The sequence below is a fragment of the uncultured Deefgea sp. genome (genome assembly GCF_947072475.1).
Classification (GTDB): Bacteria; Pseudomonadota; Gammaproteobacteria; order Burkholderiales; family Chitinibacteraceae; genus Deefgea.
In genome coordinates this window covers 24252-50130 of sequence record NZ_CAMTIA010000021.1, presented here as the reverse complement: position 1 = coordinate 50130, position 25879 = coordinate 24252, and the positions used below count along the sequence as shown (strand labels likewise).

Genomic DNA, 25879 nt, shown 5'->3' with positions numbered 1-25879 from the left:
CTCACCCTAGCCCTCTCCCATCAAGGGAGAGGGAATGCCGCGATGCTTTAACCACCATCAACACCTCATCTGAACAACACCAAATATATACAGGTATATCTGCATAACTTTTTACTAGCAAAGCCTAGAGGCCAATACCTATGACCATCAACGATTACGCGCTATGGCGTGGGCTGCATGTGTTGGGCGTGGTGTTGTGGATTGGCGGCGTGGCCTTTGTGACGACGATTCTGATTCCGGCGCTGCGCCGCAGCGGCGATGATTATGCTTTGTTTGAAAAGCTAGAGCATCGTTTTGGTTTGCAGGCCAAATTCACTACGCAAATTGTGCTGATTTCGGGCTTAGCGATGCTGTATCTCAGCGATACTTGGTCGCGGTTGGCCGATACCTGGTGGCTATGGGCGATGATTGTCACATGGGGTATCTTTAGCTTGATGTTGTTTGTGCTGGAGCCGTGGCTGATACATCGCTGGTTAAAGCGCAAAGCACAGCTTGATCCAGCGGCAACGATGCGCTTGTTGCAACGCTTGCATTACGCTTTACTCGCGCTCAGTTTGCTTACCGTTGGCGCTGGCGTAGTCGGGGCGCATGGCGGCGCTTGGTTTTGAAATACGTATGACTTATTACCCACACTGTCATTTTTGGCTCAGTTAGAATCGCGCAAAATTGATTTGGAAGAATTAAATGCGCTCTTTTAGCTTACGGCAAAATCATAACTCTCAGGCCGTGCGGCGCTTTCAATGGCTGGCGCTGGCGGGCATAGCGCTATTGCTACTGCTGATTTTGTCGCTGGATCGTGCTTACTTAAATACCCTTGACGTGGTGATGAGCCAAGCGCTGTATAACGGCCCCGTGCAGTTGAGCCAGATCTTGGCCGCGCTAATGAGCTTTACCGGTTCGCTGTTGCTGGCCGTGGTGTTGGCGGCGTATTTTTGGCGCTCAGATCGGCTGGCCGCCATCGGTTTACCGCTGAGCGTGGGCGCGTGCTGGGCCTTAGCGGCGGCGATTAAATACACGGTGCAAAGACCCCGACCCGAGCTGTTGCATTTGGCGCACGCCAGTTCGCCCTCGTTTCCCAGTGGCCATTCGATGGCGGCGTGGACGCTGTCGATGGGCGTAGCGTTTATTTTTGCGCAGCGCTATCCCGAGCGACAAAGTTTGTTTTATTGCTTAGCGCTATTGTTTGCCGTGGTGTGTGGCTTATCGCGTGTGGTTTTAGGCGTGCATTATTTTAGCGATGTGCTGGCGGGCTTTGCGGCGGCCACGTTGATTGTGGCGCTTTTTGTCATGCGCTATGCCAAATCGACGCGAGATTTTTAGTCAATAGCGGCTTATTTGCGGCCCGCTGATTTCAAAGTGAACGAACGTCCAGTATTCGCTGTTACAATTGAGCGCATTGATAGCTCGGCCGAAGGCTAGAGCTCTGTGTTGTCGACAGTTGTGATAATGAATTGGCGACTCTTTTGCTCCACTTTAAGGAAATCAGCGCATGATCGGACGTCTTACTGGCCTTATTCTCGAAAAACAGCCACCGCATATTGTGATTGACGTGAATGGCGTTGGTTATGAAGTGGATGTGCCGATGAGCACTTTTTATGTGCTGCCGCATTTGGGTGAAAAAACCACGCTGTTTACGCATTTATTGGTGCGAGAAGACGCGCAATTGCTGTACGGTTTTGCCAGTAAAGACGAGCGCAATAGCTTTCGTACCCTGATTAAAGTTTCGGGCATTGGCGCCAAAATTGCCTTGGCGATTTTATCGGGCATGGGTGCTGACGAGTTAGCCAGCGCAGTAGCCGCCGAAGACATTAAGCGCCTATCGACCATCCCCGGCATCGGCAAAAAAACTGCCGAGCGTTTAGTGCTCGAATTACGCGGTAAGCTCGCGACCAGCAGCTTAACCAGCACGCCAGGCGGTCTGCCATTCACCACCACGCCCGATGATCGAAGTGATATTCTCAACGCCTTGCTGGCCTTGGGCTACAACGAGCGCGAAGCCAATATGGCGATGAAAACCTTGCCAATCGACGCCGATGTATCAACAGGGATTCGGATGGCGTTGAAATCGTTGGCCAAAGGCTAAGGCGTTTTGAATCGCCGGTAGAATCTGCGTGGCATCGCCTACTGCTTAGCACGGCAATGGTATAGAGCTGCAGCCTTTGATTTTCAATGTCTGGGTTTATATACCTAACTAAAAGTAAAAATCATGATCGAAACTGACTCGCTGTTTTCAGCTCCGCCGCCCGATCGATTGATTGCGGCGCAAAAAATTTCCAGCAATGAAGACATGCAAGAGCGGGCTTTACGGCCTAAATTGCTCGACGAATACGTGGGGCAAATGAAGGCGCGCGGCCAGCTGGAGATTTTTATCGAAGCGGCGAAAAAGCGCGGCGAAGCGCTCGATCATGTGTTGTTGTTTGGCCCGCCGGGCCTGGGTAAGACCACGCTAGCGCATATTATTTCCCGCGAATTGGGAGTGAATTTGCGGCAAACGTCGGGGCCGGTGTTGGAACGCGCTGGCGATTTGGCGGCATTGCTGACCAATCTTGAGCCGCACGACGTATTGTTTATTGATGAAATCCATCGACTCTCGCCAGTGGTGGAAGAAATCCTCTACCCCGCGCTCGAAGACTTTCAGCTCGATATTATGATTGGCGAAGGCCCTGCGGCGCGCTCAGTCAAACTCGATCTACCGCCGTTTACCTTGATTGGCGCGACCACGCGCGCGGGGATGTTGACCAATCCGCTGCGTGATCGCTTTGGCATTGTGGCGCGTTTAGAGTTTTATACGCCCGAAGAGCTAACCCGCATCGTGACGCGTTCGGCTAGCTTGATGCAGGTAGAGATGGACGAAGCGGGCGCGTTTGAAGTGGCGCGTCGCTCACGCGGCACGCCGCGAATTGCCAATCGATTATTGCGGCGGGTGCGCGACTTTGCCGAAGTGAAACACGATGGCAAAGTCACCCGCGAAGTGGCCGACGCAGCGCTGCAAATGCTCGACGTCGATCATGCCGGTTTGGATGTGATGGATAGAAAAGTATTACGCGCGATTTTGGATAAATTTGCCGGTGGCCCAGTGGGCTTGGACAATGTGGCGGCGGCGATTGGTGAATCCTCCGACACTATCGAAGAAGTGATTGAGCCGTATTTAATCCAGCAAGGCTTTTTGCAACGCACGCCGCGTGGTCGAATGGCGACTTTAAGCGCTTATCTACATTTTGGATTAGAAGCGCCAAAAACGGAGTAGTCGACAACTTCGTGTAAATAATACGCAATTTATGCCATTCCATTAAAACTTCATCGATTGACCGCGGATAAATCCCGTAAAATAAGTAAACTTTTTGTGGTCCGGCCACTCCAATGGTCGATGTGACCGTATCCTATTGCCGACGCGGCAGCTTGGCCGCACCCATCAGCGTGCCAAGTTTGCGCCGTCGGGCAATATCGCAGCCGCGTTGTGCGCTTCGTTGGCGAATCAATTTTTTTACCTTAAATGCAAAATCGGGCAGTGACTCGAGTTTGCCGAGCCCTATTTGGAGTTTTGCTACATGGCACCTGTTGAAGATATGTCGATTATTAGCTTGGTGTTGCAAGCGAGCTTGGTCGTTCAGATGGTGATGGTGTTGTTATTGGCGCTGTCGTTCATGTCGTGGTGGCATATTTTTACCAAGCATTTCACTTTAAGTACCGCCAAAAAACACACCGATGAATTTGAAGATCGCTTTTGGAGCGGCTCGGACTTGAATGCCTTGTATGAGCAGGTAAAACACAGCCGCAACAATATCGGCATGGAAAAAATCTTTATGGCCGGGTTTAGCGAGTTTTTAAAATTGCGCCAAAAATCGGGCATGGAATTATCCGATGTCATGGAAGGAACCCGGCGCGCAATGCGGGCGTCTTGCCAGCGTGAGCTCGATTATTTAGATAAGCACACTTCGTTTTTGGCCTCGGTCGGTTCAGTCAGCCCTTACATTGGTTTGTTTGGTACGGTGTGGGGGATTATGTATGCGTTTAAAGGCTTGGGTAATGTTGGCCAAGCGACTTTAGCCACGGTGGCACCGCATATTGCCGAGGCTTTGGTGGCCACAGCAATTGGCTTATTTGCCGCGATTCCTGCCGTGGTGGCGTATAACCGCTTTGCGCATGATGTGGATCGTTTAGCCGGTCGTTTTGATACGTTTATTGAAGAATTCTCCAATGTGTTGCAACGCCAAATTGGGCGCTAAGTACAAAAAATATTGAACCACCGCGGCGCAGAGGCGCAGAGAAAAACAACTTCGATTTTGAATTTCTCCGTGCCTCGGTGTCTCTGTGGTTTAAGACTTAGCTGTTCATTGTCGCCATATTCTAAGGATTGATCTTATGGCTCGTCGCCCTCGCCGTGCTAAGAATGAAATTAATGTCGTGCCCTATGTTGATGTGATGTTGGTGCTATTGGTGATCTTTATGGTGGCCGCACCGGGAATGCCTTCGGGTTTGGTCGAGTTGCCTTCAGCTGGCAAATCAAGCCAGCAAGTGACTGGCAATCCAATGACGGTGGATATTGATAAAGATGGCGCGATTTCGCTCAAAGACGGTCAAGAAGTCACGTCTTATCCCGACGCCAAGGCGCTCGCTGCGGCGATTAAAATCAAAGTGGATGCAGCCGCCGGAACTGAGCGCCCTGTGGTGATCGCTGCGGATAAAAATGTTCGCTATGACGCCGTGATGCAAACCACCGACGCGCTACGCATGGCCGAAATCCCCCGAGTTGCTTTACAGGTCTCACAGCAGTAATGAAGCCAAATCAATCCAATTATCCGTCTGAACATCAAGGTCTGGCGCTGGTTTTAGCCATCGCGATGCATTTGCTGTTGCTCGGATTATTGCTGTTTTCTGTGCAATGGAAAACCAAGCAGCCCGATCCTGTGGTGGTCGAATTATGGGGCGCGCCGCCGCCCGCCCCTGTGCGCCAGCCCGTGGTTGAAGCCAAACCGGAGCGCAAAGTGGTGGCGAAAGTTGAGCCGCAAATTGATCCAATCAAAGTGCCGGATGTGGTGACGGAAAAAATCCAAGCCAAGCCAACAGCAAAACCAACACCGACACCAACACCGACGGTCAAACCAACGGCAACGCCAAGCGCTAAACCGACTGCCAAGCCGACCCCAGTGGCGACGGCCAAGCCAAGCGTGGCGCCGCCGCCAGCCAAAGCCAGCGTCGCGCCGAAAAAAGCCGAAGTGAAAAAAGCCGAAGTGAAAAAACCGAAGAGCGAATTAGAAAGCGCCTTGGGCTTTGATAATTTATTAGGTGCCGATACGCAGAGCAAACCCAATCCTAACGCCAAAGCCGGCGGTAAAGTCGGTGGCACCGGTGATACCGTTGGCGCGACGGGTGGTGCAGGTAAAGGCAAGGGTTCGGGCGTAGGTGAAGGCTATGCGCGTGGCGTGGGGCAAGATATTAAACAGAAGATTGTTTATACCCCAAGCAATCAAAATCCACGCGTGACGTATAAGATTCATTTATTGCCCAGCGGTGAGATTCGCCAGATTGAGTTAATCAAGGCCAGTGGCGACCCGAAATGGGATGAAGCGGTGAAGCGCGCAATTCAGTTGTATGCGCCATTCCCTAAACCGCCAGCTGGCGCAACATTTAATGATTACCGTGATATTCGCTGGGAATTTTCCCCCAAAGAGTAATGACTTAGGAGAATAGTGTGTTGCAACGTGTATTTCGTCAGTTGACCTTTTTACTCTTGCTTGCCAGCAGTGTGGCGCAAGCAGATATGACCATCGAAGTGGTTGGCGTGGGTAGCCAGCAGTATCCGATTGCGATTTTGCCGTTTCAAAATGAGCAGCTCGATCGACAGTCGGTTACGCCAGTGATTGCCAGTGATTTAAATACCAGTGGGGTGTTTAAGGTGCTGAACTTTAATGATCCTAGCTTGCAGGCCTATACCCCTGCCGCGCTAAATTATGCTGCCTTGCAAGCCGGTGGCGCGCAGTATGCGGTGATTGGGCAGATGCTCAATGAGGGCGGGCAAGTATTGGTGAAGTTTTGGCTGATTGATGTCGCCAGCAAGCAAGAGCTCATTGCGTTTGAAAAACGCGGCAGCCCGAATCAATTACGCCGGATTAGCCATCAAATTGCCGATATGATTTACGCCAAAATCACCGGCAAGCCGGGCGCTTTTGCTTCGCGAATTGCCTATGTGTTGAAAAACGGCAAGAGCTATCAATTGCAAGTGGCCGATGCCGATGGCTATGGCGCGCAAACGGTATTGAAATCTAGAATGCCGATTATGTCGCCAAAATGGTCGCCCGATGGTGGCAAGCTGGCGTATGTGTCGTTTGAATTAGAAAAACCGGTGGTGTATGTGCATGAGTTAGCGACGGGTAAGCGTTGGACTGCGGCTAATTTTAAAGGCAGTAATTCAGCGCCCGCTTGGTCGCCCGATGGTCGTCAATTGGCGGTGGTGTTGACTAAAGACGGCGGCAGCCAGATCTTTTTGGTGAATGTTGATGGCAGTAATCCGCGCCGCGTTAGCCAAGGCGGTGAAATTAATACGGAACCGACCTTCACTACCGATGGTCAGAGCATTCTTTTTACTTCAGATCGTGGCGGTAGCCCGCAAATTTATCGCTCTAGCCTCAATGGCGGCAATGCCGAGCGGCTGACTTTTTCTGGCGCTTACAATGCCAGCGCCAAAGTCTCGCCCGATGGTAAATATATGACTTACATTACCCGCGACAACGGGTATCGTGTTGCGGTCATGGATTTGAATACGCGGCGGAGCAATACCCTAACGTCGAGTACGATGGACGACTCTCCGTCGTTTGCCCCCAATGGGGCGATGATTTTGTACGAAACTGATATTGGTCGCCGTGGCACATTGGCGATTGTATCTAGCGATGGCAAAGTCAAACAACGCTTGAAGTCGCCTAACGGTGAAGTTCGTCAGCCTGCTTGGGGGCCGATGCTGCGCTAATATTGTCCACAAGCAGGTCAAAATCGATCACCACAGAGGCGCAGAGACACTCAGGAAAAACTAAAAATAACCATCTTAATTCGCTTAGGTGTCGGATTTGGTGGTGAGTTTCTTAGTGCCTTTGTGCCTCTGTGGTGAGTTTTTAATTTTTATCGGAGAACTACAAATGAAAAAAATCGCTCTAAGTATTATGATGGCCGCCTTGTTAGGCGCTTGTTCAACCACACCACCAGCAGCGATTGTTGATCCTGCTGCGGGTAATGCAGGTAAGGACGCTAATAGCAGCGAAATCAAAACCGTTGATACCAGCAAAACCAGCGGCAAGTCGATGTACCCAGAATTAACCGATCCAAGCAATGTGTTGTCGCAACGCCGGGTTTATTTTGATTACGATTCGTATGTGGTTCGCCCAGATTTTAATGAAATGGTGCAAGCGCACGCTAAGTTTTTGTTAAGCCACAAAGACGTTAAAATCATCTTGCAAGGCAATACCGATAACCGCGGTACCGCTGAATACAATTTGGCTTTAGGTCAAAAGCGCGCCGAAGCGGTGAACTCAATGCTTAAAGCTTTGGGCGTACCGGCTGGCCAAATCGAAGCGGTGAGCTTTGGTGAAGAGCGTCCGCTAGAAAACGGTGATACCGATGAAGCATGGTCACGCAATCGCCGTGCCGACATCGTTTACTCTGGTGAGCAAAGCCAGTAATGACTGCGAGTTGGCGATTTATTGCCGTTGGCACCCCCAACGTCAATAGGCCCTAGCGTCATCCGCACAAGCCCCGCCGGTCGGGGTTTGTGCTTTTTATAAGAAAACGGATTAACTTATGACCCACTTCAAAAAAAGTCTGATTGCTTTGGCGTTTTTGGCTTGGAGCGCGCATTCACAAGCCGGTTTATTTGATGACAATGTGGCGCGCCAGCAAGTACTCGATTTAACCAATAAAGTGCAGACTTTGCAGCAGCAAAATCAAATACGCATTGAGCAACTAGAAGCCGGTAATAAACAAATTCTCAATTTGGTGCGCCAAATTGAAATGCAAAAAGATGAATTGGCCAAACTGAATGGCCAAAATGAAGTACTGCAATTTAATTTAAATGAAGCAATTCAACGCCAAAAAGATTTGTATATCGATTTGGATAATCGTTTACGCGCGATTGAACAAGTCAAAGCCGAGAATAAAGCGGTACATCAAGCCAGTGAGCAAGAGAGCTTTGATGCCGCAGTGGCCTTAGTACAAGCCAAAAAATTCAAAGACGCGAGCGCAGCTTTAAATAAATTTGCGAATGAATTTCCTAAAAGCGACAAACTGCCCGCAGCGCAATATTGGCTGGGCACCAGCTACGCGATGAGTAAAGATTATAAATCTGCGACCAGCGCATTTAAAAACGTGGTAGAAAACGCGCCAACCGACCCGAAAGCGGCCGATGCTCTGCTGGGCTTGGCATCCGTAGCTGCGGCGATGGGCGACAAAAAAACCTCGCGCAATTACCTGATTACGATTATTGAGCAATATCCGCAATCAGATGCGGCAGTGCGCGCCAAGAAAGCCTTGATGGCACCCAATTAAGCCATCATGCGCTTGGGCAATTGTTACCTGCTGTAAACATGATTTCGGTATAAAATAGCCCCTCGGCATCGATCATCGATGCCGTTTTTTATTCCCCCGGACTGTATTCCGGCTAGGAGATTGGTAATGCGTACGACCCTTAGAATCACTGAAATATTTCATTCGCTGCAAGGCGAAACGCGCCGTATGGGTTTACCGACGGTGTTTGTTCGCCTAACTGGCTGCCCAATGCGCTGCGGTTATTGCGATAGCGCGTATGCGTTTACTGGCGGCAAAACGCTAGAAATCGACGACATCCTGCAGCAAATCCGCGATTTTGGCTGTAAAACGATCTGTGTCACTGGCGGCGAGCCTTTGGCGCAAAAAGCGGTGCATCTATTATTTGCGCAACTGTGTGATGAAGGTTTTGACGTGAGCGTTGAAACCGGTGGCGGCCAGCCGATTGATACGGTGGATCCACGCGTGTCACGGGTATTGGATATCAAAACGCCGGGCTCGGGCGAGATGCACAATATGCATTGGCCGAATGTCGATGCGGTAAATCAAAACGATGAAATCAAATTTGTTTTGGTCGATCGCGCCGATTATGAATGGGCGCGCGATAAAGTGCGGGCCGAGCAACTTGATCTGCGTGCGCCGGTGATTTTCTCTCCGGTTTGGGAAAGCCTCAAACCCGCCGATTTGGCGCAATGGGTGATTGATGATCGCTTACCGGTGCGAGTTCAAGTGCAATTGCATAAAATCCTCTGGGGCGATAAGCCAGGGGTATAGGCTCGCAAGCCAAGATAATAGTAATTCAGCTGAGTATACCTAGGATATCCGATGGTCTTTAAGCGTTTATTGGTCAAGCTGTATCATTTACCCAGTCGCAGTCGCACGACCATTGCTTTGTGGTTAGGCGCGGCAATCGTTGGCTTAGTGGCTTTTTTGCTGGCGAGTGCGGCCGATTGGGCGTTTGCTGGTTTTAGCGCGATGCAGCAAAAATGGTGGTGGTGGCCTTTGTTGTCTTTGCCATTAGGCGGGATGGCGATACGCTGGATTATGGAGCACATAGGCTCAGGCGCTCAGGGCAGCGGGATTCCGCAGGCGCAAGCCGCTTTGCAGCTCAATCATGATGTAGGGCAGATCGAGCGTTTATTGTCATTGCGGATTGCCGTCGCTAAATTCATCGGCATTGTGTTGGGACTCGGTAGTGGTTTTGTGTTGGGCCGCGAAGGGCCAACGGTGCAAATCGGCGCCAGTATTATGTTTGCTTGCCGCAAGCTCTTACCAATTGATGATCCGGTTTTTCGCCGGCAATTGATTTTGGCAGGCGGCGCAGCAGGGATTGCAGCGGCATTTAATACCCCGCTGGCGGGGATTGTGTTTGCTTTTGAAGAGCTGGCGCGCTCAGTAGAAGAAAAAACCTCGGGTAAATTGCTTGGCGCGGTGATTTTAGCGGGTTTGGTCTCTTTGGCTTTGCAGGGCGATTACGTTTATTTTGGCAAGATTCATGTGCCGCCGTTTAGTTATTCTATTTTATTGCCCTTGGTATTGATTGCGGTCTTGGCGGGTTTGATTGGTGGGGCGTTTTCTTGGCTTTGTGTGAACGTATCGACTTGGATGCCACCCAAGATCAAGGATTACCGGCAATACCATCCTTATTATTTTATTGCTGCGTGCGGATTTTTAATTGGGCTATGCGGTTTGATCGCGCCGATTTATGGCAGCGGCGCTGAAATCACCAGTGAAGTGATTGCCGGGCATACCGAGTTGGCGTGGTACTTTTTGCCGCTTAAATTCATTGGGCAATTAGGCACGTTTTTAACTGGATTACCGGGCGGGATTTTTGCGCCATCATTGAGTTTGGGCGCAGGGATTGGCAGTTGGTTTGTGCCGTTTTTTGATCCTGAGCTCAAAATTAAGTTGATTGCCTTGGGCATGGTGGCGGCATTGGCGGCGATTACCCGCGCGCCGCTGACGTCGGCAATTATTTTAATGGAAATGACCGACGGCCACGATATGGTGATTTCGATCATGATCTCGGCGATGATCGCTTCGAGCGTGGCCCGAATTTATAAAACGAATTTATATCATGATCTCGCTGAGCAAGTGCTTGCTGGATTAAGCCAAGCGGCAAGCGCGCAAACGAGTCAAAAAGAGAAGTCAAAATGATGAAGAAAAAAGCAGTTATTTTATTGTCCGGTGGTTTGGATTCGGCAACGTGCTTGGCGATTGCCAAAGCCAAAGGCTTTGATTGCTATGCACTGTCGTTTGATTATGGTCAGCGGCATAATGCTGAATTGCAAGCTGCGGCGCGGGTGGCGAAAGATTTAGGTGCGATTGAGCATCGGGTAATTAAGATTGATTTGGCAGGCTTTGGCGGTTCGGCGCTGACGGATGCCAATATTGCGGTGCCAGTGGATGGGATTGAGGTCGCGAATGAAATTCCGGTGACCTACGTGCCAGCCCGCAATACCGTGTTACTGTCGTTTGCCTTGGCGTGGTCAGAAGTGCTCAAAGCCGATGATATTTATATTGGTGTGAATGCGGTGGATTATTCGGGTTATCCCGATTGCCGCCCAGAGTATATTTCGGCGTTTCAAGCGATGGCACGTTTGGCGACTAAGGTGGGCGTTGAAGGCTCTTCGCTCAATATTCATACGCCACTGATTCGTTGGTCAAAAGCCGAAATCGTTACTGAAGGCCAAAAATTGGGCGTTGATTACAGCTTGACGGTGACTTGTTATCAGGCCAATGATCAAGGTGAGGCGTGTGGCGTGTGTGATGCTTGTCGTTTGCGCGCCGCTGGTTTTACCGCCGCCCAAATGTCGGATCCAACGCGCTACGCAGCTTAAATTTTTTTCGGCCGATGATGGCCATTCTTTTTATTGGTTTTTATGTCAAATTCTATTGAACATCGCCTTGGTTTGGTTTTTGCCATGGTCGAAGAGCAGCAAGGTCTTACTCAGTATTTGCAAGATACCCAAACGCAAACCGTGGGTAATCGTGAATATATCACCGGTAATTTATGGGGCGTGCCTTGTGTTTGCGTCTTATCTGGGATTGGTAAGGTGGCGGCATCCAGTACCGTCACCAGCTTGATTCAGCAATTTGGCGTGTCGCACATTGTGTTGAGCGGTGTGGCTGGCGCGGCGGATCACGGCTTGAGCGTCGGTGATATTGTGATTGCCGATCAGTTGATTCAGCACGATATGAATGTATCGCCCATGCTACCGAAGTTTGAAATTCCACGCACCGGCAAGAGCCGTTTTGATAGCTGCACCGATTTAAGCGCGCAATTGCGTAGCGCTGCTGAGCATTTTTTAGCCAATGAATTTGCTGAAAAAATTAGCAGTGAATCGCAGCAGCAATTTGCTTTAAATCGCGTCAATATTGTGAATGGTTTGATTGGTAGTGGTGATCAATTTATTAATGATATGCAAGTATTGGCGGGCTTAAAGCTTGAACTGCCAGATTTATTGGCGGTTGAAATGGAAGGCGCAGCGATTGCTCAGGTTTGTGATGATTACCAAATCCCATTTGCGATTATGCGAACGATTTCTGACGAAGCCAATGACAGCGCACCGCTGGATTTTAAATTGTTTATTGACGAAGTGGCAGCACAATACAGCATCGGTATTTTGCGCCAGTTTTGCGCGCAATGGACGCATGCCAATCGCTAATTGCAGCGAATAAGAAAAAAGCCATTCATTGTTGAATGGCTTTTTTTATGGACTTTGTTTTGGTGATATGTGGATGGTTTTAAGCTCTATAACGAGCCGATCGGCACAGTATTAACAACAAAATCTAAGTAGAATTATTTGGTAATGTTCAGATTTGATGCTGTGCCGCGCTCGTCGAGCTGGGGCTTAAAACCCCGTTTAAGCGCACCGAGTGCGGAGCGAGACAAACGGTTTTATCGTTTGGCTCACGACAATCGAGGGCACAGCGGAGCTGGGCGAGATCAAAATCGCCTTTCTTTCCCCCTCTTTCTTTGGCGAGTCAAAGAAAGAAGGCCCCCGTCGCGGACTGCGACTGTAAAACAATGTGCCGCAGGCACTTAAAACCATCAACACGTAATCTGAACATCGCCGATTATTTATGGGTATATAAATCCATAATATGAAATACCATAGCTATATCTAGATACCTATGGTCTTAGTAGCCATAACCCAATTCATGAATTTGCGTTACTTCGCCGGCAATAAAACGTATTTTGGCCATAAAGCGATTGGGGCCAAAATTGTAAATCCATTCGGTATACACCTGCTCGCCACCATTGCGGCGATAACCGCGAGAATCAATATAAATGAACGGCATGGTGTATTGCTGCGCATCGGTGGGCTCGCCGCAATATTGTTCAACTCGGCGCATTGAGTCGCCAACGTCGATTAGAGCTTGATTGCAACGCAAACTTTCCGCCAGCGCAGGGCCTGCGAAACAAGCCAATAATAGTGCTGCCGCGCCATATCTCATGCTGAACTCCTTTTTGGCCACAATAAAAGTGGCGCAGCAATGCCAAATGCTAGCGCTAAGACAATCATCACGGCTTTTACCCCGCTCACACCTGCAGTAACGAGTAATGCTTCGCCGGTTTCCGTCGCAGGTAGGCTGGCAATACCCAGTAAAGCTTGCACCGATTGATACATATACGTGCCGGGCACCATTGGAATTGCGGCGCTGATGGCATAAATAATGGCCGGTTCATTGCGCCGAGTCGACCACCATTCGGCAATTAAGCCGATTAAGATCGCTGCGGCTAAGGTGGCAAATACGATATCACCCTGTAATAGCACCACCCATTTTCTTGCCGCATGCCCCAAAATCGCCAAGCCAGCGCACAGCCATAAAGCGCGTGGCGGTACATTAAATAACAGCGCAAAGCCCAGTGCCGCCGGTGCCGCCCATAATTCTAGAAGCCAAGTGTGCATTTATATCCCCAAGATCCGCAATGCCAAGCTCACCCCAATGGCAATCCCCAGCACAATCACGCCACTCATAGCAAAGCGCACCATACCGTTAAGATAATTGGCATTGAGTAAATCGGCCGCGCCATTAATCAGCGGTACGCCAGGAATTAAAAACAAGACTGAAGCGGCTAAAGCCGCCTCGGGTGTTTGCGTCCAATGGCTGAGTAAGCCAGTGCAGAGCAGAGCGACAAAACTGGCGGCAGTGGCAAACACCGATGGTTTGAAATGATGCAGCACACAGTAAAAACGCACCATCATGCCCAGCGTTGCGCCGAGTGTGGTGATCATGATGGCAGCGCTATCACCGCCAAATAAGGCCGCAAAGCTGCCGCAAGATAGACCGACCAAGATAATGATCAGCCAACGCGGATAGAGAACTGGCTTTTGCGCCATTTCATCTAGCGCTTGCTGCGCTAATTCGGGATTGGCCTCGCCTTGCTCAACGGCACAGAGCCACTGATTGAGCGTGGTGAGTAAAGCAAAATTGGCTCCCATATGCGGCGCTTTGCGAAAGCCAGTTTCTCGCTCACTCCCCCATTCGATGGTGGCGCCAATATTGGTTGAAGAAATAATGACTTCAACCCGTGCAGCGCCAAGCGCTTTGGCCGTGCGCTGAATAATTAAAGAGGTGCGGTGCGTTCCTGCGCCGGATTGATGCGCGAGTAGGCCTGCCTGTAAAGCAATAGTCAGTATCGTCGCGAGAGATTGGCTTGGTTTCATAGTATCCATCATAAACAACACCGCCTGATCGATCTTGGGATCGATCAAAAATTCGCCATAAACCCACAGCAAACTCTCTCTATTCGCCTTTGAACAAGCAAAAATAACCAACTATCAGGCGATACGGTAAAAGTCTGTGGCAAAGCTTATATTGGGCCAATGGCTTAATAGAACAAAGTCAACGGTAAGTTACTTGTGATATTTCGCAATAATGCAGTTAGATTTAACTGTGTTTTTTGAAATGCTGTGTAATTTTTAGCCCAAAAAAAGCAAGCTTGAGGTGTGCAATGAACAATCCATTCAAAGTAAAACCTGTTTATTCATCGATCGCACTGGCATTTGCGCTTCAAAGCTCAGTTATTTTGGCCGGCGGATATTATCCGGCTTTACCACCGACCTTATCCACTTCGGTGACGCCTAACGTCATGCTGATGATCGATAACTCCGGCAGCATGGTGCAAGATCAAAATAATGCATGGATCCCGAAAACTGCTAAATGTGATTCGGATGGTGAAATTTGGACCGGCTGTATTGTTAACAATACCGACTCGTATCGTACCGTGATCGATGCCGACGCCAATACCAAAATGATAATTGCCAAAGACGTGGCGAAAACCTTGGTGAATAATAATCCGACGCTACGCTGGGGGGTGGCCTCGTTCCGAGTGAATGATCCCAAGGGGATTGGCGGCAGTGAGCGTGGTCAGGGCGCCAAAATTGTGACCAATATTGGCAGCACCACCACCACGGTAACGGCCGGGATTGATTCTTTAGTTGGCCGAACTGCAACACCGCTGGGTGAGGCATTATTAGAAATAACCCAATATTATCAAGGCAAAGCATCACTCAATGGATTGGGCAGTTACACCAGTCCGATTCAATATCGTTGCCAAAAAAACTTTACTATTGTCATCACCGATGGCGATGCCAGTAATGATGAAACATTTCCGGCGATTAATTACACCTCAATTAATTCATCTAATGTTGCGGTAAGCAAAACATTTAATGTTTGTACTGCTGCTTCGGGAACGGATTGCCCGGCAACTTTAGAAGGCGCATCAAATACCAGTCCTACATTTGGCAATACCAGTAATTATCCAAGAGCATTACGTGATGTGGCCAAGTATGCTAATGATTTAGATATGCGCGTTTCAACCACCGCAGCACCATTAAATGATTTAGATGGCAAATCATTTGATGATGACAAATTCAAAAAACAAAATATGCAAACCTATACCGTCGGTTTTGCGGTGCTGAATAATGTGTTGCCTGCGGCTGCCAGTGTCGGCGGCGGCAAATACTATAACGCCAATAATAAAGCTGAATTAACTGCCGCATTAACCAGTGCGGTGAATGATATTGTGGCTTCTATTTCTAATGCCGGTGGCGTGGCCACGCAGGCTGATGTTTTAACTTCGGGTAATAAAGTATTTCAGCCGGTATTTAATCCCAATGGCTGGTATGGCGAATTACGCTGTTTTAATCTCGATGCCACAGGAAATTTTAATCCAGCAACATCACAATGCTCTCCGGCCAAAGCGATTATTCCAACCTCCGCCAATCGTAAAATCTACACATCAAAAGTGGTTTCAAATGCGACTACCAGTTTTGATTTTAATGCAAGCACGGTTAGTTTGGGATTAATGACTACGGCGCAATTAAATGCACTGGGCACGACACCCAGCGATCAAACGAATGTGATTGATTTTATTCGTGGCAATACAGTCACCGGTTTTCGCACCCGCAGTAATGGCCTACTCGGCGATATTATCGATAGCCAACCCGTTGTAATTACTAAACCCGCCGGTAGCACCACCGATAGCAGCTATAGCGTATTTCAAACAAGCAATGCCAATCGTAATATGGTTTTTATTGGCGCCAATGACGGCATGTTGCATGCATTTAGCGTTGCTACGATGTCAGAATTGATGGCGTATATTCCATCGCCAGTTTATGGCAATTTAAAAGCATTAACGGCCACCGATTATGGCCAAAGCGGTGGTACGCCACATGAATATCATGTGAATGGGAGTTTGCGGCAGGCCGATGTGAAAATAGGATCAAACTGGAAAACCATCCTTGTCGGCGGTTTAGGGCAAGGCGGAAAAGGTTTTTTTGCCGTTGATGCCACATCCGAATCAACCTTAGATAGCAATAGCAGTATTAAATGGGAATGGACTGATGTCAGCACCAATACTATGGGTTATGCCCTAGGGACGCCCATTATTTACAATGTTCGAACTTCAGATAGCACGGTCGTACCCGCTGTCATTTTAAGCAATGGCTATGAAAATAAATGGGTTAAAGGAGCGGCATCACAACTGGCGAATACCTCGTCTTTATATATTGTGAATGCCGATACCGGCGCATTATTAAAACAAATTGACGTTGCTGGAGGGGTTGGATTGTCGTCGCCTGCTGGCGTGGATGCTGGGCAAGATGGAGTATTAGATTATGTTTATGCCGGAGATATCAACGGCAAGCTATGGCGCTTTGATTTAACCGATTCCAGCCCAAGCAATTTTAAAGTCATTAGCCCGCCAATTTATGATGCCGGTACCAGCAAACCAATCGTCATGCGCCCGGCAGTGATGGCAGTGAATTCAAGCAGTGGTGAACCGATTGGTAGCTTGGTGATGTTTGGTACCGGTAAATTATTAACCGATAGCGATCGATCAGATACCAGCCAGCAAACATTTTATGCGGTACTCGATAAAATGGAAGATTTATTTTCTACGATCACCGAATCTAATTTACAAAAACAAGAAATTTTAACCACTCAGACACAGAGCGGTAGCAGCACGATACGCGCAGGGACTTATCGCAAACTCTCAAGTAATTCGATTGATTTACAATCTGACAGTAATACTAAATTAGGTTGGTTTATTAATTTACCGGTGAGCAGCGAGCGCTTAGTCACATCACCGATGATATTTGAAGATAAATTATTATTTGGTACCGGAATTCCATTAGCCACAGAAAAATGCCTACCTGGTGGTAAAGGTTGGATTATGGGTGTGAATCCATTAACTGGATCAGTAACAAAAAATATCAATAAAAAAACACCTCAAACCTATAGCTTTATCGATATTAATTTTGATAATAAATCTACAGCCGGAGATAAAATTTCTTTTTCTGGTGGCGCTGAATATATGAGTGGCTATGAAAAAGATGGCATTCCAACTGAATTAACTTATGTTGCAAATGAAACTAAATTAGTGACACCTACCGACGCAAGTAACACAACCGGGACGCCCGGCAATGTCATTGCGCAGCGTGAAGCGAATTCGATGGCGGTTTATACCGGAAATCCTAAAACTACATTAGTTAATGGTAAAAAAGTACCGGCAATTAAAATATTCAAACCCATTCCTCGTCCCGCATCGACCGGTAAAGGCTCGCTCTACACTGGCACGATTGGTAATGACACAGTAGAAAAAACCGGGCTATTGACAAAATCCATCGGAGTAAAAGTTGAAACCACACTTTGGCGCGAGATTAAATAATGTTAAAACCATCTCATTTAATTGAACGAGGAATGTCTTTAATTGAATTGATGGTATCAGTGGCTATTTTAAGTATTTTATTGGCCATTGCTGTACCCGATATGATTAGTTTATTTCGCGATGCGCGATTGTCATCGCAAACGGATTTATTGGTAGCAAGTTTAAATACCGCCCGACTTGAGGCGATCAAACAAAAGCAGGATGTTAGCTTGTGTCCGGCCAATAATGCCAATACCGCCACAGTGTGTTCAACGACTTTAAGCGATTGGTCCAAAGGCTGGATTATCCTGCAGGGAACAACGATCTTGCAGCGAATTATTGTGCAAAAAGATGTTGTTGTTACTACCACCAGTAGCAGTATTGTTTTTAATTCCACCTTGGGTAGCACCACCGCTGCGGCCAGTTTTACTTTGTGTTCGCCAGCCAGAAAGCAGCAAAATATAAATGTATCTCTGTCTGGGCGGATTAATAAAACTGTGAGTAGCACCGTGTGTAGTTAAGTACGGATAACAATGGCCTTGAGGATTTAAAGCAATGTTTAAATCAATACATCAACAATCTGGCTTATCACTGATTGAAGTGATGGTTTCAGTGATGATATTAGGGCTCGGCCTATTGGGCTTGGCAGCGTTACAAACGCGCTCAGTGATGATGAATCAGAGCTCGTATTATCGCAGTATTGCCGCAGATTTAGCCGCAGAGCTAAGTGATCGAATTCGCGCTAATCGCACCCCTTTTTTAGCCAGTAGTGATGCTGATAGCCCAGTGGCATTACCACCAGATTTTTCTAAGTGCGTCCAAAATTCATCAAATAATGACAATATTGATTGTGCTGCGCAATCATCAGGCATTGAGTCTTATTTAGTTAGCGCTGAAATGACGAACTGGAATCAATTTTTACGTTCTCAATTACCCGGGGCAACATTTACTTTAGTGCAGGCGGCAGGTCAATCTACTGGGTTTTATCGTTATACATTAGAAATTAGTTGGATTGATAATCGATCAGCCTCATCGGTGGCAAGTAAAACGGCGACCTATTCAACGGTTATTGAATAATGATTAAACACTTTGGATTTACATTAATTGAATTAATGGTGGCAATGGCTATTTCTTTGATCGCCTTATTGGCTTTGTCTGAACTATATATTAATGCCCGAAAAACAGCGGGTTTGCAGATGATTCAAAATCAGGTTTCCGAAGATGGTCGTTATGCCATATCAATGTTGCAGCGCGCGATTGCTCAAGCTGGATTTCGTGCTGATCCAACAGTGGCTTTAGCGAGTGATCGCATTACGGCCACGTCGAATGAATCAATTAGCGTTAAATTTACTTCGGATGGCCAAAATCAGATTGATTGTAATGGCAGCGTTGCCGCTGCAGGCGCGACGACGTTGGTGATTGCTAGACCATCGAGTACGAGTAATCAATTGCAATGCGGCACAGTGGATTGGATTGCGCCGAGCACTTCTGGCTCCGGTAATGGGACTGAATTAATTGATTTTAAAATTTTATATGGTATCGATACTGGGCCCAATTTAACCGACGGTAGTTATGGCTGCGGGAATGATCCGGGTGATGGTAGTAAACCAAGAGATTGTATTGCCGATAGCTATGTGAGCAGCTTAACTGGCGGCGTGACTGCAAGCCAAATTGCATCGATTAAAGTGTGCTTGGTTTTAAGGTCGGAAAAAACAGATATATCAATCGTCAAGCCGGCCGCAGTTAAAGATTGTAGTGGCAGCGATATTACTGGGTCGGATACAGATAAAAAACTGTATCGAATGTTTCGCTCAACGATTATGTTAAGAAATAATTAGCAGTCGATGTAGAAATAAAATCGTAGCGATAAAACTCGACGAAATAATACGGCATACAGTTGATTTACTTTTAGGCGATATCGAAATGGAAAATCATAAAGATAATGGCTTTATTTTAATTGTCGCTTTGATTTTATTGGCCGTGGTGACGATTTTGGTCGTGAATGGAATGCGTAGCACGACGATGAATGAAAAAATGGCCGGCAGTTATATGGATAGAAATCGCGCCTACCAAGCAGCGGAATTGGCGCTGCGACAAGGATCGGCCTTATTGCAAGCCAATGCCGATAGTTGTTTGGACGGCTGTAGCAATGCCACAGTGACTGGTGTTGGCCCAGTGGTGACCGCAATGCCGAGCGTATGGTCCGATACGCTATCAACGCAAGCGGTGATTCCTGTACCCACGGCGTCACCCGCGCCACAATGGGTTTCTGCCAAATACTTGATTAATCAATTGCCCGATGTGATGCGCCCGAGTGATAAAACATCTTGCAAAGCGTATAGCGTAATGGGGCGAGGGCAAGGGATTGATACGCGCTCAGTGGTGGTATTACAAACTACGGCTTTTGTTTGCCCACTTTAAGGAATCAGCATGATTAATCACCGAGGTTTTAGCTTGATTGAATTGATGATTGCGGTGGCGATTATTGGTATTTTATCGGCGATTGCACTGCCAAATTATCAGGAGTATATAAAGAAAACCCGCCGTGTTGACGCCCAGCAAACCATCGTGTCGCAGGCACAGGCGTTTGAGCGTTATTACACCACCAATGGCCGCTACACCACCGCCAGCGGCGGAACGACTTGCGGCGTTGCCAATCCTAGCGGCACCCCAAGTAATACCTATTACACCTTTACTGCGGCGTGTACTGACACCACATTTACGCTGACGGCGACTCCCATTACTGGCAAGTCACAGGCGAGCGACGGCACGCTCATTCTGGATAATACCGGCGCACGGACTGGTACTGGAACTTGGCCAACTTAATCCGCGGCCAAGCTGGATAATCTGGCTTTCAGCTCGGGCAAAATAAAATCAATAAAGGCGCGGTATTTTTTGGGCATCGCGCTGCGTTGTGGATACACCAAATAAATCGGCGTCGGCTTTTCGTACCATTGTGGCAAGACCGCCTGTAATAATCCCAAGCGACAATAGCTTTCACCAACGATGTCGGGCAATAGCGCGATGCCGTGTCCGGCCACGGCACTCATGGCCAGTGTGGGATTGTTATTGCTACACAGCACCGGTTGCAAGTCGACGGTGAATTTGGCGCCAGCCGATTGCATTTGCCATTGCCGCGTTGTTTGATACTCATCGTTAATCAAAATATCGTGGTGAGTCAGGTCTGCTGGGCTGTGTAATTGCGGTGCTTGCTGCAAATAATCCGGTGCGGCGTAGAGTTTTTCCAGTGAGTGGCCAGCAAGTCGTCCGACTAAACGTTCGTCCCCCACCGTGCCTGAGCGAATACAAAAATCAATGCCTTCCAAAATCGGGTCTTGGATGCGGTTATTGGCGTCAACGCGAATATTGAGCTTGGGTTGTAACTTGGCAAATTGCGCCATTAAAGGGCCGATGACATATTGCGCCATTGATGGTGTGGTGCTGATGAGTAATTCACCTTCAATATGTTGCTGGGTATCTTCAATATCTAAACGAACTTGACCTAATAATTCGCGCAAAGCCTGCGCGTGAATTAACAGCGTTTGCCCCGATTCGGTTAAAGAAATGCGCCGCGTGCTACGCAGTAATAACACCGAACTTAATTCCAGTTCTAATTGGCTAATTAACTGGCTAACATGGCTTTTGGCGCAGCCCATTTCTTGCGCAGCGGCGGTAAAGCTACCAAGGCGAGCGAGTGATTCAAAGGCGAGCAAAGCTTCGGGCAGCAATTTTGTTTTCATTGAAGAACAACTCGTTTTGGGTTTGATGACTAATCAATACCGCATTATGCCCATAGGATATGCCGCTGGGTCAATCAATGTGGGATGAGACATGTACCGTTATTTAACGCAATTTTGGCGGAGTTGGCTGATGGATGAGCGAAAATATGATGCTTTTTCACGCACTCATCGCTGGGTAACGCCGCGAAAATCGATTCAGCACGGCGGGAAATCTAACGTCAACAGACCCTAGTACGCGCGGATGGATTGTTCCGAAAAGCGCAATTGGGTCGTTGATACATATCTTGTTATGGCGATCAGCGCTGACTGCGCATGGTTTGGCTTTAAAGTGGCATCAATCGGTGCCACACCAAACGTCAGCAGGGTTTAGAGAGCCATTGAACTGGCGATCAATTACGTTTTTTAAAGATGCATGGGTATAGGTTTATGGGCTTTGTATTTAAAGGCTTGTATGTTTATACCTATTGATTGCTTGGCCGATGGCGCACGCTGAGCTTGAATTTCGCCACTTAGCCGCCATATCTTGCAGATCCCTTTCTAACTTTCGCCGGAGTCGCCATGAGCGTGCCGCACTTGACCACAGCCTTAACCGGGCCTCTCCTAGACCTTGAGCGAAAAATCCTCGCAGCACAGCCCGAGATTGAGCATTGGTTTCGCAATCAGTGGCAAGAGCACACGCCGCCGTTTTATGGCTCGGTTGATTTACGCAACGCCGCGTATAAATTGGCTCCGGTGGATATGAATCTATTTCCGGGTGGCTTTAATAATCTGAATCCGGATTTTCACCCGCTGGCGGTGCAAGCGGCGATGACGGCGTTGGAAGGCTATTGCCCTGATGCGCGCCGCGTCTTGTTGATTCCAGAAAATCACACTCGCAATCAGTTCTATTTACAAAATGTCGCGGCGCTGAGCAAGATTTTGCGTCAAGCCGGGATGGTGGTCCGCATCGGTAGTCTGAATCCAGAAATCACCACCGCAACGACGCTAGAATTGCCTGATGGCAGCAGCATGGTGCAAGAGCCCGTGATTCGTACAGGCAACCGCGTTGGTTTGGCCGATTTTGACCCTTGCGTGGTGTTGCTCAATAACGATTTGTCGGCCGGTATTCCGAGCATATTAGAAAATATCGAGCAAACGCTATTACCGCCGCTGCATGCGGGCTGGTCAACGCGGACTAAAACGCAGCACTTTACGGCTTATGACCGAGTGGTGAATGATTTTGCACAATTGATTGGCATCGATCCATGGATCGTAAATCCGTATTTTGATCATGTTGATGGCTTGGATTTTCAATCGCGCGAAGGCGAGGAAAAACTAGCGGCGACAGTCGATCAAATGATTCAAAAGATTGCGCTTAAATATGCCGAACACGGTATCGAGCAAACGCCATTTGTGATTGTGAAAGCCAATGCTGGCACTTATGGCATGGGAATTATGAGCGTGAAATCGGGCGAAGAACTGCTCGGCTTAAATCGCAAACAGCGTAATAAAATGTCGGTGATTAAAGAAGGTCTGCAAGTGCACGATGTGATCGTGCAAGAAGGCGTGCCCACGATGGAAATCGTCGATGACGGCGTTGCCGAACCGGTGGTGTATATGTTGGACCGGTTTGTGATTGGCGGTTTTTATCGCGTGCATACCGGCCGTGGTATCGACGAAAACCTCAATGCGCCGGGCATGCACTTTAAGCCATTGGCTTTTGCCACGCCACTGACCACCCCCGATTGCGATGGTTCGCCCGATTGTGAAGTCAATCGTTTTTACGCCTATGGCGTCGTTGCCCGCTTGGCGCTGTTGGCCGCTTCGCTTGAATTGGAACAAGAGTAATGTCGGCTTTAAGTCAGGCTTGGCTACTTTTGCTGGGCGCGGGGATTTGTGAAATTGGCTGGCCCTTGGGGTTTAAGCTGTCACAAACCAGCCAGTACCCAAAATTGGCCATCGCCGCGTCGATTATCTCGATTGCCGTGAGTGGTTTATTGCTGTGGATGGCGCAAAAGCAGATTCCAATTGGTACCGCGTATGCCGTATGGACTGGGATTGGCGCTGCGGGGACATTTTTAGTTGGCGTGGTGTGGTTTAACGATCCGCTCACCGTGATGCGTAGCGTGGGGGCGATGATGATTGTGGGTGGCGTGATTGTGATGAAATTAGCGCACTAATTGACCGCGGTTTTCCAGAATCTCTCTGAGTCAACGCGCCATCATTGCGAACAATGATGGCGATTGTTTAGCTCAAGCGATGGCTTGCAATCTGTGCAATCGCTTTGGGCGATTTAAAAAGGATTCAAAAATGCGATTTTTATTTGTTGTTGATCCACTCGCTAGCTTTAAAATTTATAAAGACACGACGTTTGTGATGATGCGCGAGGCGATCTCGCGTGGGCATGAAGTTTGGACGTGTTTGATTGACGAGCTGAGCTTGAAGCAAACGCTGGTTCAAGCGACGGCGCGGCGTTTAACGCTAACGCCCAACGCGGACAATTGGTATCAAGAAGGCGACGCTGAAGCCATCGCTTTGCGGGATTTTTCTGGCGTAATCATGCGTAAAGATCCGCCGTTTAATCAGCAATATTATTACGCGACCCAGCTATTTAGTTTGGCTGAAGAGCAAGGCGCTAATGTCTTTAATAGCGGCCAAGCTTTGCGGGATTTTAATGAAAAACTGGCGATTTTTAAGTTTCCTGAGTTCACCACCACCACCATGGTGAGCCAAAATCCAGCCGATATTCGCGCCTTTGTCGCCGAGCTCGGCGATGTGATTGTCAAGCCGCTCGATGGGATGGGGGGGGCGGGTATCTTTCGCTTGCGCCCAGACGACGCCAACTTGGGCTCGATACTCGAGATGCTCACCGCCAATGGCACGGTTTCCATTATGGCGCAGCAATATCTACCGGCGATTAAAGACGGCGATAAACGCATTTTGCTAATTGATGGCGTACCCGTCGATTGGTGCTTGGCACGAATTCCGGCACAAGGCGAAACGCGCGGCAATTTAGCCGCTGGCGGCACGGGTGTGGCGCGGCCGTTAACGGCGCGTGATCGTGAAATTGCCAACCAGCTTGGTCCACGTTTGGCAGCACAAGGCTTACTCTTGGTCGGCTTGGATGTGATTGGCGATCATCTGACTGAAGTGAATGTCACCAGTCCAACGTGCTTTCAAGAAATCAGCGCCCAATCGGGGATTGATGTTGCCGCGCTGTTTATTGATGCCCTTGAGCGCAAAGTGCTAGCGCAGTGCTAAAGCGCGGCTGGCTTGCTCGTTGCCGTGCGGCAGCCAGCGGATGCGTACTGCTGTTTGTATTAAGTGCCTGCGATCAGCCGCAGCTATATACCCAAGAAAGCTATGTTTTTGGTACTCGAGTACAAATTAGTATTTATGGTTTAGAGCCCGAGGTAGCGGCAAAACACGCCAATATCGTACTCAAAGAGCTCGACCGCTTGCATGTTAAGTTACATGCTTGGCAGCCGTCGGAAATCACCCGTTTAAACCAGGCTTTTGCGCAAGGTGAAACGGCTGTGGTGGATGTTGAATTGGCGCAAATGATTCAGCAAGCGGCCAATTATGCGCGGCGCTCAGATCAGCTATTTAATCCGGCCGTGGGTAATTTGGTGCGCCTATGGGGATTTCATCAAGACCAATTTGCCCCAGTGACGCCCGACTCTGCGGCCTTACAAGCGGCGTTGGCCGCGCAACCTAGCCTCGACAATTTAACGTGGGATGGCGCGAGCGTAAGCAGTCGCAATCCACAGCTGGCGATTGATTTTGGTGGCTTTGCCAAAGGTTGGGCCTTAGATCACGCGGCGAATTATTTGCGTAAAGCACGGGTAATGAATGCGCTGGTGAACATTGGTGGCAATGTAATTGCACTGGGCAAAAAAGGCGGTGAGCCTTGGATCGTAGGCTTACAGCATCCGCGTAGTCCTGAGGCGATGGCCACTTTGCCTTTATACGATGGCGAAGCGATTGGCACCACCGGTGATTATCAACGTTTTTTTGAAGTCAAAGGACAGCGGTTTTCGCATGTGATTGACCCTCGAACTGGACAGCCTGCTCAAGGCATGCAAGCGGTGACGGTACTGAGTCCAAGCCATGTCGAAGCCGGCGCGGTATCTGATGTGGCAACCAAACCGATGTTTATCCAAGGCGTGCCATCTGCGCTGCGTTATGCGCAGCGTTTTGGCATTAAAGACGTTTTAATGGTGAGCGCCAATGGCGATGTTTATATTACTGAACAATTACAACAACGACTGACATGGCTAAAACCACCGCCGCATTTGTATCGATTGCGCTAAATTGTTGTAGTGATGTTGTTAGGTACTATGAACATGTCGTAAGTTTTAAAACAGCTATATTATAGCTATGGTCTGTTCATGTTTTAGTCAACCACACGTTAACAAATACCAGCTAAATAGATTTCAAAGCTCTAACAACGAGCTGTAAAAGGATCCCG

28 protein-coding genes are annotated in these 25879 nt (G+C 48.5%); 24 read left to right on the top strand and 4 right to left on the bottom strand.

The genetic code is table 11. The features are described from left to right. Positions 1-140: 140 nt before the first annotated feature. From Q0V82_RS08980 to Q0V82_RS08915, 14 genes are all read left to right on the top strand, one after another. Entirely contained in the window at positions 141-608 is a 468-nt protein-coding gene (locus tag Q0V82_RS08980; protein ID WP_297574860.1) for a DUF4149 domain-containing protein, read from the top strand. Between the two features lie 76 nt (positions 609-684). Next, positions 685-1320 carry a phosphatase PAP2 family protein gene (locus tag Q0V82_RS08975; protein WP_297574858.1) on the top strand — a complete coding sequence of 212 codons (636 nt, stop codon included), beginning with the start codon at positions 685-687 and terminating at the stop codon, positions 1318-1320. Positions 1321-1489: 169 nt separating this feature from the next. After that, a complete protein-coding gene (ruvA, locus tag Q0V82_RS08970) occupies positions 1490-2083 on the top strand; it encodes a Holliday junction branch migration protein RuvA (RefSeq protein ID WP_297574856.1) in 594 nt (197 codons plus the stop codon). Between the two features lie 123 nt (positions 2084-2206). Then, on the top strand, positions 2207-3247 hold the full coding sequence (gene ruvB, locus Q0V82_RS08965; protein ID WP_226764257.1) for a Holliday junction branch migration DNA helicase RuvB: 1041 nt from the start codon (positions 2207-2209) through the stop codon (positions 3245-3247). 319 nt (positions 3248-3566) lie between these two features. Next, complete coding sequence (tolQ, locus tag Q0V82_RS08960) at positions 3567-4226, top strand: protein TolQ (RefSeq protein WP_373314862.1); 660 nt, start codon at positions 3567-3569, stop codon at positions 4224-4226. Between the two features lie 136 nt (positions 4227-4362). After that, on the top strand, positions 4363-4776 hold the full coding sequence (locus Q0V82_RS08955) for a biopolymer transporter ExbD (RefSeq protein ID WP_221021689.1): 414 nt from the start codon (positions 4363-4365) through the stop codon (positions 4774-4776). Continuing rightward, positions 4776-5675 carry a cell envelope integrity protein TolA gene (gene tolA, locus Q0V82_RS08950; RefSeq protein ID WP_297574854.1) on the top strand — a complete coding sequence of 300 codons (900 nt, stop codon included), beginning with the start codon at positions 4776-4778 and terminating at the stop codon, positions 5673-5675. The genes Q0V82_RS08955 and tolA overlap by 1 nt, the downstream gene beginning before the upstream one ends. 17 nt (positions 5676-5692) lie before the next feature. Further along, the gene (gene tolB, locus Q0V82_RS08945) at positions 5693-6964 is read left to right on the top strand and encodes a Tol-Pal system beta propeller repeat protein TolB (RefSeq protein ID WP_297574852.1); all 1272 of its coding nucleotides are present in this window, start codon (positions 5693-5695) and stop codon (positions 6962-6964) included. Between the two features lie 166 nt (positions 6965-7130). Next, positions 7131-7670, top strand: coding sequence for a peptidoglycan-associated lipoprotein Pal (gene pal, locus Q0V82_RS08940; protein ID WP_297574851.1), 540 nt, complete (start codon positions 7131-7133; stop codon positions 7668-7670). Between the two features lie 118 nt (positions 7671-7788). Then, a complete protein-coding gene (ybgF, locus tag Q0V82_RS08935) occupies positions 7789-8532 on the top strand; it encodes a tol-pal system protein YbgF (RefSeq protein WP_297574849.1) in 744 nt (247 codons plus the stop codon). 126 nt (positions 8533-8658) lie between these two features. Next, positions 8659-9303: a 7-carboxy-7-deazaguanine synthase QueE gene (gene queE, locus Q0V82_RS08930; protein WP_297574847.1), complete on the top strand. Its 645-nt coding sequence runs from the start codon at positions 8659-8661 to the stop codon at positions 9301-9303. Positions 9304-9354: 51 nt separating this feature from the next. Next, positions 9355-10686, top strand: a complete 1332-nt coding sequence (locus tag Q0V82_RS08925; protein ID WP_221021683.1) for a chloride channel protein — start codon at positions 9355-9357, stop codon at positions 10684-10686. Then, a complete protein-coding gene (gene queC / locus Q0V82_RS08920; RefSeq protein WP_297574844.1) occupies positions 10683-11369 on the top strand; it encodes a 7-cyano-7-deazaguanine synthase QueC in 687 nt (228 codons plus the stop codon). The genes Q0V82_RS08925 and queC overlap by 4 nt, the downstream gene beginning before the upstream one ends. A 42-nt stretch (positions 11370-11411) precedes the next feature. Further along, positions 11412-12197, top strand: coding sequence for a 5'-methylthioadenosine/adenosylhomocysteine nucleosidase (locus tag Q0V82_RS08915; RefSeq protein ID WP_297574842.1), 786 nt, complete (start codon positions 11412-11414; stop codon positions 12195-12197). Positions 12198-12672: 475 nt separating this feature from the next. Here the strand turns inward: Q0V82_RS08915 and Q0V82_RS08910 are convergent, their stop codons facing one another. Genes Q0V82_RS08910 through Q0V82_RS08900 form a run of 3 tightly spaced genes read right to left on the bottom strand, consistent with a single transcriptional unit; the run spans position 12673 to position 14216 of the window. Then, positions 12673-12990 (bottom strand): DUF2845 domain-containing protein, encoded by a 318-nt coding sequence (locus tag Q0V82_RS08910; protein ID WP_297574840.1) that lies wholly within the window; start codon positions 12988-12990, stop codon positions 12673-12675. Continuing rightward, positions 12987-13445, bottom strand: a complete 459-nt coding sequence (locus Q0V82_RS08905; RefSeq protein ID WP_297574838.1) for a threonine/serine exporter family protein — start codon at positions 13443-13445, stop codon at positions 12987-12989. Before Q0V82_RS08905 ends, Q0V82_RS08910 begins: the two co-directional genes overlap by 4 nt. Then, positions 13446-14216, bottom strand: a complete 771-nt coding sequence (locus Q0V82_RS08900; RefSeq protein ID WP_297574836.1) for a threonine/serine exporter ThrE family protein — start codon at positions 14214-14216, stop codon at positions 13446-13448. 275 nt (positions 14217-14491) lie between these two features. Between Q0V82_RS08900 and Q0V82_RS08895 the strand changes: the two genes are divergently transcribed. The 6 genes from Q0V82_RS08895 to Q0V82_RS08870 all read left to right on the top strand — a co-directional run bounded on the left by Q0V82_RS08895 (position 14492) and on the right by Q0V82_RS08870 (position 20515). Continuing rightward, positions 14492-17710: a pilus assembly protein gene (locus Q0V82_RS08895; RefSeq protein WP_297574833.1), complete on the top strand. Its 3219-nt coding sequence runs from the start codon at positions 14492-14494 to the stop codon at positions 17708-17710. Between the two features lie 32 nt (positions 17711-17742). Continuing rightward, complete coding sequence (locus Q0V82_RS08890; RefSeq protein WP_297574830.1) at positions 17743-18210, top strand: GspH/FimT family pseudopilin; 468 nt, start codon at positions 17743-17745, stop codon at positions 18208-18210. Between the two features lie 34 nt (positions 18211-18244). Then, the gene (pilV, locus tag Q0V82_RS08885) at positions 18245-18766 is read left to right on the top strand and encodes a type IV pilus modification protein PilV (RefSeq protein ID WP_297574827.1); all 522 of its coding nucleotides are present in this window, start codon (positions 18245-18247) and stop codon (positions 18764-18766) included. After that, positions 18766-19527, top strand: coding sequence for a PilW family protein (locus tag Q0V82_RS08880; RefSeq protein WP_297574824.1), 762 nt, complete (start codon positions 18766-18768; stop codon positions 19525-19527). Before pilV ends, Q0V82_RS08880 begins: the two co-directional genes overlap by 1 nt. 85 nt (positions 19528-19612) lie before the next feature. Next, positions 19613-20110, top strand: coding sequence for a PilX N-terminal domain-containing pilus assembly protein (locus tag Q0V82_RS08875; protein WP_297574823.1), 498 nt, complete (start codon positions 19613-19615; stop codon positions 20108-20110). Positions 20111-20119: 9 nt separating this feature from the next. After that, the gene (locus tag Q0V82_RS08870) at positions 20120-20515 is read left to right on the top strand and encodes a type IV pilin protein (protein ID WP_297574821.1); all 396 of its coding nucleotides are present in this window, start codon (positions 20120-20122) and stop codon (positions 20513-20515) included. Here the strand turns inward: Q0V82_RS08870 and Q0V82_RS08865 are convergent. Beyond that, positions 20512-21429, bottom strand: coding sequence for a LysR family transcriptional regulator (locus Q0V82_RS08865; protein WP_297574819.1), 918 nt, complete (start codon positions 21427-21429; stop codon positions 20512-20514). The genes Q0V82_RS08870 and Q0V82_RS08865 overlap by 4 nt on opposite strands. A gap of 558 nt (positions 21430-21987) precedes the next feature. On the opposite strand from Q0V82_RS08865, the gene gshA reads away from it, so the two are divergent. The 4 genes from gshA to Q0V82_RS08845 all read left to right on the top strand — a co-directional run bounded on the left by gshA (position 21988) and on the right by Q0V82_RS08845 (position 25721). After that, positions 21988-23256, top strand: coding sequence for a glutamate--cysteine ligase (gene gshA / locus Q0V82_RS08860; RefSeq protein WP_297574817.1), 1269 nt, complete (start codon positions 21988-21990; stop codon positions 23254-23256). After that, positions 23256-23588, top strand: coding sequence for a multidrug efflux SMR transporter (locus Q0V82_RS08855; protein WP_297574815.1), 333 nt, complete (start codon positions 23256-23258; stop codon positions 23586-23588). Before gshA ends, Q0V82_RS08855 begins: the two co-directional genes overlap by 1 nt. A gap of 130 nt (positions 23589-23718) precedes the next feature. Beyond that, positions 23719-24669, top strand: coding sequence for a glutathione synthase (gene gshB / locus Q0V82_RS08850; protein WP_297574813.1), 951 nt, complete (start codon positions 23719-23721; stop codon positions 24667-24669). Beyond that, positions 24663-25721, top strand: a complete 1059-nt coding sequence (locus tag Q0V82_RS08845; RefSeq protein WP_297574811.1) for an FAD:protein FMN transferase — start codon at positions 24663-24665, stop codon at positions 25719-25721. Before gshB ends, Q0V82_RS08845 begins: the two co-directional genes overlap by 7 nt. Positions 25722-25879 lie beyond the last annotated feature (158 nt).